Source organism: Streptomyces sp. NPDC055506 (assembly GCF_053643595.1).
This window is the reverse complement of sequence record NZ_JBSHKH010000183.1, coordinates 1-12880: the sequence shown is the minus strand read 5'-3', so window position 1 is coordinate 12880 and position 12880 is coordinate 1. Positions and strand designations below refer to the sequence as shown.

Sequence of the window (12880 nt, the reverse complement as noted above, 5' to 3'; positions counted from 1 at the left end):
CAGGCAAGGCCCGCCTCCACCCATAGCCACAGCCCACCACGCCTCCACCCCGCCCCCGTCCGAACCCAACAGACTCCCTCACCCGACACGCCCTCCACACCCTCCTCAACTCCACCCACAAGACCCACAAGACCCACCCCACGCACGTCACCGCCCGCCGCCAGCAGCGTGGAGATTGCCATGTTCTCGCTGCCCAGCGACATCGGCTCCAGCATTCCGAACGACCTCGGCGCAGCAAGGCGTGCCCTCGAAACCGACACATGCACTTCGCGGCGGCCGCAGGCCGTCGGCGAGCGGCATGCTGAGCTCGGGACTTGGAGGTGGCCGGGATGATCGTCAAGAGCACGGCCGGGCAGCCGACGGTGAGGGTACGGGAGCCCGACCCGGTGAAGGCCGCCCCTTACTACTACGCGGCTGCTGTGCAGGCACGAACACAGATCCATGCGTTCCTGACCGCTGTCGGGCTGGCCGATCAAGAGCCAACGGGCTCGTCGATGCCGACCGACAGCTCGGCGCGCTAGGCGAGGGCGTCGTGGGCGCCCAGGAGCCGGCCGGTGGCCGTGGGGGTCGCCGCTGGCGTGCTGGGCGCCGTCCCACAGCTTCCCCGCCGTTGGTGGTACGGGCAGGGGGCACGCAGGGTCCGGTCGGCCCATCCCCAGAACTCCCCGCCCGGCTCGGTCAGCACCGGGGCTTCGCGGCAAGCGCGTGGTGGGTGCGCATGCGCTGTTCAGTGTCCGGGGCAGGGGGAGGCGAGTGCACTAGTGAGTCCCGCAACTGGGCGTCGGTCAAGGCGGGTTGGGCGACGGCATCGGCTGCTTCCTTCCAGTGTGGCGTACTGGAGGCGGAGAGAAGGACGTTCGTCACTCCTGGGCATGACGCGACAGCCAGGACTCGCGCCCGTGCGGGGGTCAAGTCTGGACGGATGGAGGTCGGCGAGCTCCTGCCCACGCGGCTTGACAAACGGCATTAGGAATCGATGGCGCAGGACGGTTCGGCGCCAGTCCGAGCTTGTGCCTTTCGAAATTTATGGTTGCTCTGGCTCTCCCCGGTCTGTCTCTGAACCTTTCTCTAGAGCCTTGCTCGCTAGCGTCCTGTGCATGCACGGGAGACCGGCACTCGCTGCGAAGAGGGGCAGTACAGCGTGGCTGTTCCTTGGCGGGCCGGTGTCCTGGGTCGCGTTCCAAAGGAGGAATCGATGCGCAAGACCAAGCTGTTCACCCTGGTTGGTGGCGGGCTCTTGCTGTGTGTCAGCGTGGGCGCCGCCGTTGCTTCGGCGGGGCAGCCCGAGCGGGCGCCGTCCGGCCAGCAGGTGACGGTCCGTGCCGCTTCGTCGGCCGGATTTGAGATCGAGATCGACCCGGAGCTGGATGCCCAGTTCGGGCCGCGTCCGGTCAACGCCGTCCAGGCTGCCGGGATCGTCACTGACAGCCGCCCGGGTGCCCGTGTGGTCAAGGTGGAGCTGGATGAGGAGGGCGGCCGGGCTGTGTGGGAGGTAGAGGCGCAGGACGGCTCCGGCGGCCTTGAGGCCCTCGTCGACGCTTTCACCGGCCAGTTGGTCGGTGAAGACTCCGAGAACGAGGGCGAAAACGACTGAGCTTGGCCGACGGATCATCCTGCAGTGGGAGTTCGCCCCGGAGATGCCGGGGTGAGCACCGGCTGCGGCAGCGGCGAGGGCGGCCGACGATCCCGCTCCTGACACACTCATCGCCCTTGGGGCGATGAGTGTGTCAACTCGCGACCGCCGTGCAGGCGGTCGCTTTGTCGTGATCCAGGAGAGTCCCGTTTCTTGACCGACGTGCCCGGTGCTCGTCTTGGCCCTGGGGGCACGGCGCCTGCCCGCGAGAGTCGCCGTGCGGTGGCGTTGCCGTCGGGGTGTCAGATCCGTGCGGACATCTGCTGGCCGTGTATGCGCGGGTGGTGGAAGGCGTGGCTGGGGTCGGGACCGTTGGAGCAGGGCAGGCTGACCACGACGTCGAGCCCTCCGGTGGGCCCAGGGTGGAGGGCGACCTTGCCTCCGCCGGCGTGAGCCAGGCGCTGGACGAGGGCCAGGCCAAGGCCGGTGCCGCCTTTGGGGGCGTTAGGGGCGCGCCAGAAGCGGTCGAAAGCGCGGCGGCGTTGTTCCTCGGTCATGCCGGGTCCCTCATCCGTGACGTGCAGGTCCATCCAGGGGGCGGACCAATTCACGCCCGGGCGGCGACGGTCGGGTGCACGGTGGCGCAGTTCGATGGCGACGGTGCTGCCTGGCGGGGAGTGGCGCAGGGCGTTGGAGAGCAGGTTGTCGAGAATCTGCTCGACGGCGCCGGGAAGCCCGAGGACGGGAACGGCTCGGTCTCCGGTGAGGACGAGAAGGACGCGATACTGCTCGAAGACTGGCGCCCAGGTGTCGTACCGATCGGTGCAGATGCGCTCCAGGTCGACCAGTTCGCGGGTGGTGGCCTTCTCTTCCAGGCGGGCCATCGCAAGCAGCCCTTCGACCATGCGGGCGAGCCGGTCGGTCTCGGTGAGCGCGGCGTTCAAGGAAGCGTGTCCGAAGGGGGCGACGGCGGGCTCTAGGTTGTCCAGGCGCAGCCTCAGGGCGGCGAGCGGGGTTTTGAGCTGGTGGGAGGCTTCGCCGGCAAAGGCGCGCTGGGAGGCCAGAAGGTGTTCCAGGCGGGCGGCCGTCTGGTTGAACGTGGTGGCCAGGCTGCGTATCTCCGGTGGCCCGTCGGTCATGGTGACAGGGCCGGGCAGGCTGCCGTCGGCGAGGTGGACGGTGGCCCGTTGCAGTTCGCGGATGGGGCGCCCGGCCCACCGGGCGACAGCGAAAGCCAGTCCCGTCACGGCGGCCAGCACCGCTAGCCCCGCCAGGGCGAGCACCAGCCACACCTGGTGGACCCGGGCATGGACGGTGTCGGTGGGCAGCGCGATGCGGACCGCGGCAGCGGGCGGGCTCTCGTGACCGACAGGAGCTGCGACGGACAAGTACTGCACTCCACCGATCCGTGACGTGCGCACGTCGGTGGAGTTCGTGCCGGCCAGGGCAGCGGCGATCTCAGGGCGCCCCAACAGGTCATGTGTCTGCTGCTCGGACATGGGGTGGGAGGTGGCGACAACGGTGCCGGAGCGGCTGATGACGGCGACCTGCCCACCGATGCGTCGGGCGCACTCGCTGACGCGCCCGGGCAGTTCCACTGGCTCCCGGCCTGCGGCCAGGGACAACTCGGTGAAGGCCGACAGGGAGGCGGCTTCGTCGTGGGCAGCGTTGACCAGGCGGTCCTGCTCCAGCCGGGCGTAGACGATTCCGAGGGGGATTTCCAGGCCGAGCAGGACGACGACGGCGATGGTGACGTAGGTGAGCAACAGGCGGCGGGTCACGGGAGGGCGACCTCGGGACCGACCGCGTAACCGTGCGTGAGATCACCCGGCTGGGGAGGCATGGTCTGCACGGCGAGCCGGAACCCGACCCCCCGCAGGGTCTGGATCCATCCCGGGTGGCCCAGTTTCCGGCGCAGTGTGGCCACATGGACACCGAGTGTCTTGGTCGGGCCCTGGTAGAAGGGGTCCCACACGCGGTCGAGGATCTGCTCACGTGAGTAGACCGCGCCGGGGTCCTCGCACAGCAGCGCCAGTAGTTCGAACTCTTTGGGTGTCAGGGCGATCAGCAACTGCCCGACCCACACCTGCCGGGTCCGGCGGTCAACCACCAGCGGCCCGGGAGCGCCATGGACGGCCGCCACTGCTGTACTGGCAGCCTCGTAAGCCGGCACAGCGGGCGAGGGGTACTGCTGGGAAGAGTGGTCGTGTGCAATAGCTGCCCGCTCTCTGTACTGCTGGGCGGGCGCGCCCGGCAGGGATGTCCCAGCCACCGGGCCCGCAGCTGTGCTGGAGCGCTGGGTGCGGCGGGTGACCGCGCGGACTCGGGCTATCAGCTCCCGGAGGCTGAACGGCTTCGCCAGGTAGTCATCCGCACCCAGTTCGAGGCCGAGGATCCGGTCGGTCTCCTCGCCGCGTGCGGTGAGGATGATGATGGGCACATCCGAGACCTGACGGATCCGGCGGCAGACGTCGATTCCGTCCATGTCCGGTAGCCCCAGGTCGAGCAGGACAACGTCTCCGTAGGGTCCTGTGAGCCCGTCGGCGCCGGTGGCGACCCAGGTGACTGGCAGACCGTAGGTCTGCAGTCCCTCGGACAGCGGCTCGGCGATGGTCTCGTCGTCCTCGATGAGCAGCACGTGTATGCCCATGTGTCCCGTCTCTCCATAATTCAGCACCATAATGCCGTGGCGGAGCCGCCACAATACATCCGCTGCCAATCCGCTGTGAACGCATCCAACGTCGAAGAAGGGAAGTTTCGACGTGTGGACGTAGGTTCTTCGGCGGGGTATCGGAAAGCACTCCAGGACGAAATATGGGCTGACCTTAGTGATGCGCTAGCGTTGCCTTAACCGTCCCCTGGCGACCTTACCTATAGAGTCATGACCCCTGGTCAGCGCGCTGCACGCCGAGGGCATGATGCATGCGTTGCCCGGCCATGCCAACCTTCAGAGGGCGAGCCGGGCTGACGGCAACCATCCCGAGAACCGATGCAAATAGAATCTCCCGGGTGCTGCTCCTCATATGCTCGGACCCACCCGGAATTCCCGTTCTCGGAAATACGACAGCGCCGGAGAGATAGTCAATTTGCGCAACGCGGGCAGCATTGTTTCGCCGCACGGCAGCTTGCAGTCGGCGACGAGGACACCACCATTCAGTACGCACTGGGAGTTCCGGGCGTTCAACGTGCTGCGTCTGCGTCCCGCCACTCCGGCTGCGGGCCAATGTTCTGTTGGTCAGGATTCTTTGTCGGTGGGCTATCCACCCGAGACCGAGCCGGGGAAGCGTAAGTCTCTACAGGTTCGTGACTGCCGATGCCCGCAGTCGGCTGGCGGCGCCGCCCGGCCGATGGGAGGCCGGAGAGGGTGTGCCAGAACTGGCCGGCCGGGGCGGTCAGTCTGGTGCGTTCGGGGTTTCGGTGCTGCCGGTTCGCGGCTGGACCTTGACCTGAGTCTCCGTCGGCCCACCGCCGTCGGTGACGAACTGCCAGATGGTGATGGCGGCGACGATCTGGGCGATGAGATACGCCGCCTGCAAGGCTAGGCAGCGCATCTGGTAGACGGACAGCAGGAGACTGAGCCGTGACGGCCAGTAATGTCGTTCTCCGCGGAAGGTCTCCAGGTCCGTGGCGAGGCGGTGATTGTAAGGATCAGCAGGGTAAGGGACCGGCCGACTCGGCGGTCTACTCGGAACGATCGCCGGGATCGGCTATGGCGCCGCCGCGTTCATCGGCGACTTCGCCCAGATGCAATGCAGACTGATGCCGACCGACACCAGGACGATGCTGATCTCCGTCTCGGTGTGGTGGAAGCTGACCGGCGTCGCGATCATCGTCGGCTCGCTGGCCTTTGCCCCGGCCCAGCACCAGTCGGCGCAGGTCGTCTTCACCCACTTCAGCAATGGCGCTGGGTTCACCAGCCCGCTGCGCGTCTGCCCGCAACGAGTGGGGCTGACCACGCCCACCCACCGAGCCAGCCAGGCAGCCGGATTCGCACACAGCCGTCAGCCCCGCCCACCCTTGGGTTCTAATGATCGTCGCAACGCCCGAGCCACGGGAGTGCGATGACGAACGGCGGCGCTTGGCGCGGCAAGCCGAAGGTTGAGGAGCGACGGAAGTTCCTCCAGCTCGTTCACGAGGGCGTGAGCATCAGAGCAGCTAGTCGCATTGTCGGCGTGAACCGAAGAACGGGACAGGAGTGGGTCAACGGACGTGCTGAGCGTTCGAAGACCACCAAGGCTCCCGGGAAGAAGACGCGGCCGGCGATCCAGCCCATCACGGGCGGGCGGCGAACGTTTGTCCCTCACCCTCTCCGCGCCGAGAGGGTGAGGCGACAGGCATCCCCCTCTACTGGTACCGGTCGCTTTCTGTCCGAAGAAGAGCGCATCCGTATCGCTGACCTGCGGCGGGAGAAGAGGTCCGTCCGGTCGATCGCGGCCGAACTGGGCCGTAGCCCGTCGACCATCAGTCGAGAGATTCGGCGCAACTGCAACTCCGACGTCAGGCCCAGCCATCCCGCGTATTACCGGCCGTTTGCTGCTCACAGACGAGCCGAGACACGGCGTGCCCGTCCCAAGCCGCGGCGGATGGAAACATGCACTGAGCTTAGGGACTTCATCCAGGCGCGTTTGGACGAGAAGTGGAGCCCGGAACAGATCGCGAACCTCCTTCGCCGGACGTTCCCTGGCCAGCCGGAAATGCACGTGACGCACGAGACTATCTACCGAGCCTTGTATGCCCAGGCGCGGACTGGCCTTTGGCGTGTGGTCAGCAAGCGCCTTCGTACCGGTCGCAGCATGCGAAAGCGGCGTCGGCACCCTGACCAGCGGCAACAGCGCTTCGTTCACCCCATGGTCATGATCAGTCAGCGCCCCTTCGAGTCCACTGACCGGTCCGTCCCCGGGCACTGGGAGGGTGACCTGATCATCGGTGCAAGAGGCGGCTCCGCCATCGGAACGCTGGTGGAACGCAGTACCCGCTACACGGTGCTCGTCCATCTCCCGCACGGCTACAGCCCCGGATACGTCCGGGAGGCTCTTCTGGAAGCCGTGATGGACCTTCCACCGAATCTCAAGCGCTCTCTGACCTGGGACCAGGGCGCCGAGATGGCGCATCACTACGCCTTCTCGGAGGCCTCCGGCATGCCGGTGTACTTCTGCGACGCACACAGCCCTTGGCAACGAGGTTCAAACGAGAACACCAACGGCCTCTTGCGGCAATACTTCCCCAAGGGGGCTGACCTGTCGAAGTACACCAAGGAAGACCTGGATGCCGTAGCACTGGAACTGAACGCCAGGCCCAGGAAGACGCTCGGCTGGGACACCCCAGCCGAGCGCTTCTCAAAGTCTCAGGAGAACGACCCCAACACCCCACGTGTTGCGACGATTTGTTGAATCCACCACCGGCGGGGCTGATCAGCGTGCGCGATCGTGAAGGGCGGTCGCCTACGCGGCGAAAGGCTCTGCAGGGCTTCAGCCGAACGATCTTTCCTGCAGGCAATAGATGAGGCCCGGGGACACACTGTCCCCTCCACAACTACACTCCTCCCAACACAGCCGGCCACACTGGCATTCCCGCTCTCTCATTGCCCGAGTCCGAAGGGTGTGGCGGTGGTGTGGTGCTGGGTTGGGGTGATGCCGCGCAGGCGCTTGAAGGCGACAGCAGCGTGCGCACAGTGCATTCTGCGCTGATCAGGTTCACACCTGGGACCGGTGTGCGGTGTCACCTGCACGACTGCACGACATGGACGCGGCCCCGGGTACCCGCGGTCTTGAGGGCGGGGACGCCTGGGCGCTGGCCGAACTCGGATTCGACCGGGCGGCGGCATAGCCGCGTCAGGCCGGAGGGGGTTCAGGCCAGAAGAGCGGAGGGGACGCCGATGTGTTGCATCGACCGGCCTCGCCCCCCAGCGGCGGACTGGCTGTCCATGCCGTGTTCATCCTTGCCCGCGGACACGTATTCACCACTATGTAAGGAAGCATCCTATTTTCTTGGAGGCCTTGCATGCACCGTGATGGTTTTCCCGCTCCGGATTCCGGGCTCCTCCTCACTCACTTTCTGACAGTGACCGACGTAGCCCGATCTCGCGCCTTCTACACCGACGTTCTCGGCGGTGAGGTGGTGCTCGAGGAGAACCCCTGCACCATCAGGCTTGCCAACGGATGGATCATCATGAACCCGGGTGGCGGCCCCACCCCGGACAAGCCGGACGTCACCCTGCGTCCACCCACCGACCCGAGCACGGTCAGCAGCTTCCTCAACCTCCGTGTCGCCGACATCGAGGCATGTCATCGAGAGTGGAGTGCGAAGGGCGCCCAATTCCTCACCCCGCCCATCGATCGCAAGGCCGAGCTGCGGTGCTACTTGCGCGACCCGGACGGCTATCTCATCGAAGTCGGGCAGGCCACCGGCATGCTGCACGGCACCTACGCCGAACCGCCCGCGACCAACCCGTTGTGAAGCCGGGGCGCTTCCATCGAGCTCGCCGCAGACGAGCGCCAAGCGTCGGCCGACCTCGGACTCGAGTGGGCAGCGCACCCATGGCTGCGTCGCCGTGCTGCCGATACCCATAGTTGCCTCCATGCGGGTGATCGGTCCGCGCTGTACGGGCACCGACGCCGCGCCGTCGCGGCCAGACGCGTCGAGTCAGAGGCAGAAGGGGGGGCCGGCGGCCTCCCCCGCCCCGCGTGGAGGCCATCGACCCGACCGCAGCACTCTCAGCATGGGCAACTGGGTCGTGATCGCGGAGTACTACAGCGATACGTACAGGACCGTGTTCATTCGTCGTGGACCGCGCTCCACACGTATCTTCCGAGCAAGAACATCGTCGCAAAGCGGCGCACGTGTATCGGTTCGCCGACCAGGAGTCATACCTGGTGGTGATCAAAGGCAAGCTCACGCAGCGGGAGTACACCCTGCGCATCGCGGAGTTGGTCTCGGACTCGACCGACCCGGGCGTTGTCGAGTGGGCGCGGATGGACGACGACCGGATCCCACCTGGCTACTGAGCGGCGGAGCGGACCGCAGGAATTCACGTTCACCCACTCGGTGAGGCGGAACCGCCATGTGGCCACCACTGCCGTGCCTGTCTACGACTCCGGCCGCCCTGGAACAGGGAAAAGAACTAGGCATTGGCCTGGCGGCGCCAGGACATCTTCCGTGGGGCGGCGTGGTGCGCGGGCTCAGCCGGATGGGCAGCATGCTGACGCCACAGCCACAGTGATGTCATGGACAGCAGAGCGGTGAAGACCCCCAGGAATACCACCGCTACCCACATCTGTCGGCTTCCGGGGGCGGCCCAGCCCGCAGATGCAGCCGAGACAGCCCACAAGGCGGCGCCCCCGGCGTAGAAGGTGCGGATCCTGCGCAGTTGCCGCAGGGCTCGTACGGATTCGGCGTGATCAGTTTCCGGTGCCATGGCGACGCAGGTACCCCGATACGCGACCCCATCACCCGTCGCTCTCGGCCAGGGACAGCATCTGAGTCCGGTGGGGGCGTACCGACCTCGTCGTGGTCAGGCGGGGGTTCCTCTTCGCGCTGTCGCCGTGGAGTCGCTGAGGGGCCGCTCCAGCCAGTCGCGCGCCGGTTGCGGCACCGTCCGCAGGTCGATGGCGTAGTCCTGGCGGCGTACGCGGTCGAGGGTGTGCTCGTTGAGGCCGAGTGCGGCCGCCATCTCACGGCGCTCGGCGAGGGGGCGGTTCCTGTACTGCTCCATGTACGCGCGGAGCGGCATGGTGGGCCGCAGGCGGCGGTACAGCTCGGTGAAACGGGCCAGGAGGTCGGGGTGGGTTCGTGGCCACGTGGTCGGTGACCTCGTCGTACAGCTCCGGTCCGGCTCAGCCGAGGTCGTCGCCCTTGAACATCCGGCCGAGAGCGCGCGGGGCGCGGGTGTCACCGCCGGGTTCAACGGTGCGTAAGGGGTGGGCGGCGCCGTCGAAGGCGGCCACGACGGTGTCCTGTGTGGTCGTCGTCGTGGCGGAGGCTGTGTGCGGAAGCGTCAGTGCGGTGCCGGTGAGGCCGGCGAGCGGGGTGAGGGCGAGTCCCGTCCGAAGCGATTTCATGATCCCTGGTTCTCGTTCCGGACCGGCGTCGCCCATCCGGCGGTCCTCCGCGTCCGGCTTCAGACGTTGGAAGCGGTCGCCCCGGTGCCGGCGAAGCGCATGGCGACGCCTGCACCCAGGTACAGCACGGCCACGACCAGCAGCAGCGTCTGATAGCCCGTCACCAGGGCCAGGTACTCCAGCGCGCCCCCGGTCAGCGCGCCCAGCAGGTTCGCGCCGAACGCCGAGGTCGGGTCCGGGGCCAGGGCGAGGCGGTCCGAGAAGATGAGGTTGGCGCAGAAGATGGGGGCGAAGGCCAGGGCGATGGCAGCCGCGAGACGGGCTGGGAACGGCAGTGACAGGACGGCCTCCGCCGGGACCAGCCAGGCTGCCGCCAGGGAGCCGAAGAGGAGAAGCTGCAGCAGGATCCGGTTGACGTTCCGTAGCTTGCGCCGGACTTCGACCGCCGCCAGGACCGCCAGGAGCACGCCGATGAAGACGAGGGCGTTGACCAGCCAGGTCGTGCCGAAGTAGAGGGCGAAACCGATGACGTTCTTCGTTTCGAGCAGCATGAAGGCCGCGCCCAGCAGGAACATGTCGGTGTAGCGGAGCGTGCTGCGGATACGGACGCCGGTCAAGCGCACCGAGAGCAGCGTCACCAGCAGCATGGCGCCGAGGGCGCCCAGGTAGAGCGTGGGGATGCTGCGGTGGAGCAGGTAGGGGAAGGGGTGGTCGTCGGTCGCCGCCTGCGGGACCGGGCCGCTGGGCAGCCAGACCCGCTCGCAGGACTGGTCGGCGGTGGTCATTCCGGCCACCAGCACGGCCGCGTTCCGTTTGAACGTCGTCACGCAAGGGGCGTGGCCGTAGACGTCGTCGAGGGTGCCTGCGAAGCGGTCGACCAGCCAGCTCTTCCGGTAGTAGTTGTACATGGCGAAAGCGCCGTCCGGCGTCAGATGGGCGCGCGCGGCCTCGAACGCCTCCCGGGTGAACAGATAGCTCTCCAGGCGCAGATTGCTCGCGCCGGCCACCAGCGTCAGCGAGTCCGGCAGCGCCAGGACGATGAGGTCGTACTCGGCGTCCGTGCGCTCGAGGAAGGCCCGGCCGTCGTCGATGTGGACGTGCACCCTGGGGTCGTCGTACGGCTTCGCGGGGTGGAGTTGGGCGCCGATCTGCTGCAGTCGGGGGTCGATCTCGACCGCGTCCACGTGCTCCGCCCCGTACGCGAGTGCGACGGCGACGTCGTTGCCGTTGCCGGCCCCGATGATCAGGACGCGCTTGTGGGGGTTGCGGGGCGTCTGCTCGTACGCTTCCCGGTAGGGCGAGTTCTTCCGCATCAGCACCCGGAGCGGGGCGGTGCTCTGGTGCGGGACGCCGTTGGCGGAGATGTAGTAGGTCCGGGTCGTGGTCGGTGAGGGCTTGAGCTCGATCTTGTAGTAGGGCGACCAGGAGATGCCGGTCGTCGTCGACTCCAGGAACAGCACGACGACCATCACCGTCAGGGGGATGCCGTACAGCAGTGTGTTGCGTCGGCCGCCGAGGATCAGCAGGGCCACGGCGGCGAGTACGCCCCAGACGACCGACGGGGCGCGCAGCCAGGACAGTACGGCGAAGGACACCGAGCCGGTGAGGCTGCCGAGCAGGTCGTAGCGGTAGGCGTTGAGTGAGGGGAGCAGGCGGAACAGGTCGGCGGTGATCTTGCCGATTCCTGCCATGATCAGCGCGGTCAGCAGGAAGATGACCGGCAGCGTCACCCACTCGGGCAGGCCGGTGGTCTTCACAGCGGTGAAGTAGATGACCTGGCCGCTGCTCTGACGCACCTGCACGGGGAATTCGCGGACCAGGACGACGAGAAGCACGAGCGGGACCGGTGTCCAGCGTTTGAGCCAGTGTCCGCGCGCGGCGGGGATCAGGAACCCGATGCCGATGCCGAGGAACGATCCCAGCAGGATGAAGTTCGAGAAGTAGCTGAGGTGGACGACGTTGGCGCCCGCCCATCTGATCAGTGCCAGCTCGACGAAGAGCATGGTGCTGCTGGCCAGCATGAGTCTCAAGCGCACCGAGCTTGCAGTTTGCCCGGTTTCGACCTGATTCATACGGAGCCACGGTGCCAGCTTCGGAGCGGCGAGTCGAGGTGCCTTGCCGGGGAGTGCTATGCCGCGTCGCGAGGCGGTGTCATGGCCCAGCGGATGCCCGCGGTCACGGCCGTGCCGAGCGGGCGGACGAACGGGCCCTCGGCCACGGGGACCCGGGGCAGCCACAGGGCACGCGAGGCCCAGAGGGGCAGGAGGGAGACGGCGTTGGCGGCGATGACGCCGTACGGGAGGCGGGCGAGTAGCGGGACGGGCGGGTTCAGCAGCAGGAAGCGGGCCGAGCCGCGTGCCTCTTTGGTGGCGCGCAGCTCGCCGCGGTAGGCGTCCAGGCGCGCGGCGAGTCCGGCGGCGTTCACCGGCGGGTCCGGGACGCCGAGCGCGACGGCGATGCGTGCCATGTCGGCGACGTAGGCGTCGCAGCCCTCGTCATCGAGGGGGTGCGCACCGTAGCGCTGGTGGGCGCGCAGGAAGCTGTCGACCTCGGCTACGTGCACCCAGCACAGCAGGTGCGGGTCCGCGGCGCAGTAGGACTGTCCGTCGGCGGTCGTGCCGCGCACCGTCTCGTGGACGGCTCGTACGCGGTCACAGGCCTCCTGAGCACTGCGGGCGGGTCCGTAGGTGGTGACGGCCAGGAAGGTGCTGGTCCGCTGCAGCCGTCCCCACGGGTCCCCGCGGAACCCCGAGTGCCCGGCCACGGCTGCCATGGCCAGGGGATGGAGCGACTGGAGCAGCAGGGCCGACAGGCCGCCGATGAACATCGCGGCGTCCCCGTGCACCCTCCTGACGGGCCGGTCGGGGCCGAACCAGCGGGGGCCGGGGGTGCCGTGGATGCGTGCCCGGTTGCCCGGGCCCTCCGGACCCGCCACGCGGGCGAAGATCTCCCTGCCGAGCCGGTCACGCAGCGAGGGGCCGCCTTCCGGGAGGAGTTTCCTGGTCATCGCGTCCTCCTGACCACGGCGACGGACGGTTCAGCCCCCTATGACTTCTTCTGCCCAGGATCACCTTTCGGAGGCCTCCTCCGGGCACGGCAGCCGGGTGCGGCGCGTGACCGGCTCCACTAGCCTTGACACTGCTCGACGAACGTTCTGCACGGAACCTGTGCGTCCGCCGCCGGCGGTCGGACGACCTAGGGCCTGTCGTTTGGATCAGGCCGCAGGAAAGAGACGGTGCTGTTCGGCGCC

The 12880-nt window shown here is 67.7% G+C and carries 14 protein-coding genes; 5 read left to right on the top strand and 9 right to left on the bottom strand.

Annotated elements, in window-relative coordinates:
* The coding region (locus ACWIF2_RS37825; RefSeq protein WP_454365842.1) for a hypothetical protein at positions 1-215 on the bottom strand (215 nt) is incomplete at its 3' end.
* 114 nt (positions 216-329) lie between these two features.
* Here ACWIF2_RS37825 and ACWIF2_RS37820 point away from each other — a divergent pair.
* Positions 330-521 (top strand): hypothetical protein, encoded by a 192-nt coding sequence (locus ACWIF2_RS37820; RefSeq protein ID WP_454365840.1) that lies wholly within the window; start codon positions 330-332, stop codon positions 519-521.
* Positions 522-1195: 674 nt separating this feature from the next.
* Entirely contained in the window at positions 1196-1594 is a 399-nt protein-coding gene (locus tag ACWIF2_RS37815; RefSeq protein ID WP_454365838.1) for a PepSY domain-containing protein, read from the top strand.
* A gap of 281 nt (positions 1595-1875) precedes the next feature.
* Here ACWIF2_RS37815 and ACWIF2_RS37810 read toward each other — a convergent pair whose 3' ends face one another.
* The 4 genes from ACWIF2_RS37810 to ACWIF2_RS37795 form a co-directional block, all read right to left on the bottom strand.
* On the bottom strand, positions 1876-3354 hold the full coding sequence (locus ACWIF2_RS37810) for a sensor histidine kinase (protein WP_454365836.1): 1479 nt from the start codon (positions 3352-3354) through the stop codon (positions 1876-1878).
* On the bottom strand, positions 3351-4223 hold the full coding sequence (locus tag ACWIF2_RS37805) for a response regulator transcription factor (protein WP_454365835.1): 873 nt from the start codon (positions 4221-4223) through the stop codon (positions 3351-3353). The genes ACWIF2_RS37810 and ACWIF2_RS37805 overlap by 4 nt, the downstream gene beginning before the upstream one ends.
* A gap of 742 nt (positions 4224-4965) precedes the next feature.
* Positions 4966-5193, bottom strand: coding sequence for a DUF6185 family protein (locus tag ACWIF2_RS37800; protein WP_454365844.1), 228 nt, complete (start codon positions 5191-5193; stop codon positions 4966-4968).
* Between the two features lie 87 nt (positions 5194-5280).
* Positions 5281-5535, bottom strand: a complete 255-nt coding sequence (locus ACWIF2_RS37795) for a hypothetical protein (protein ID WP_454365833.1) — start codon at positions 5533-5535, stop codon at positions 5281-5283.
* Between the two features lie 99 nt (positions 5536-5634).
* Here ACWIF2_RS37795 and ACWIF2_RS37790 point away from each other — a divergent pair, with 99 nt between their 5' ends.
* From ACWIF2_RS37790 to ACWIF2_RS37780, 3 genes are all read left to right on the top strand, one after another.
* Entirely contained in the window at positions 5635-6963 is a 1329-nt protein-coding gene (locus tag ACWIF2_RS37790; RefSeq protein WP_454365831.1) for an IS30 family transposase, read from the top strand.
* A gap of 610 nt (positions 6964-7573) precedes the next feature.
* Entirely contained in the window at positions 7574-8029 is a 456-nt protein-coding gene (locus ACWIF2_RS37785) for a VOC family protein (protein ID WP_454365829.1), read from the top strand.
* 383 nt (positions 8030-8412) lie between these two features.
* Complete coding sequence (locus ACWIF2_RS37780) at positions 8413-8577, top strand: hypothetical protein (RefSeq protein ID WP_454365828.1); 165 nt, start codon at positions 8413-8415, stop codon at positions 8575-8577.
* 506 nt (positions 8578-9083) lie between these two features.
* Here ACWIF2_RS37780 and ACWIF2_RS37775 read toward each other — a convergent pair.
* The 4 genes from ACWIF2_RS37775 to ACWIF2_RS37760 all read right to left on the bottom strand — a co-directional run bounded on the left by ACWIF2_RS37775 (position 9084) and on the right by ACWIF2_RS37760 (position 12637).
* Positions 9084-9284 carry a hypothetical protein gene (locus ACWIF2_RS37775; protein ID WP_454365826.1) on the bottom strand — a complete coding sequence of 67 codons (201 nt, stop codon included), beginning with the start codon at positions 9282-9284 and terminating at the stop codon, positions 9084-9086.
* A 121-nt stretch (positions 9285-9405) separates the two neighbouring features.
* Positions 9406-9630 carry a hypothetical protein gene (locus ACWIF2_RS37770; RefSeq protein ID WP_454365825.1) on the bottom strand — a complete coding sequence of 75 codons (225 nt, stop codon included), beginning with the start codon at positions 9628-9630 and terminating at the stop codon, positions 9406-9408.
* Between the two features lie 59 nt (positions 9631-9689).
* A complete protein-coding gene (locus ACWIF2_RS37765; protein ID WP_454365823.1) occupies positions 9690-11651 on the bottom strand; it encodes a spermidine synthase in 1962 nt (653 codons plus the stop codon).
* Positions 11652-11758: 107 nt separating this feature from the next.
* On the bottom strand, positions 11759-12637 hold the full coding sequence (locus ACWIF2_RS37760; RefSeq protein WP_454365821.1) for an oxygenase MpaB family protein: 879 nt from the start codon (positions 12635-12637) through the stop codon (positions 11759-11761).
* Positions 12638-12880 lie beyond the last annotated feature (243 nt).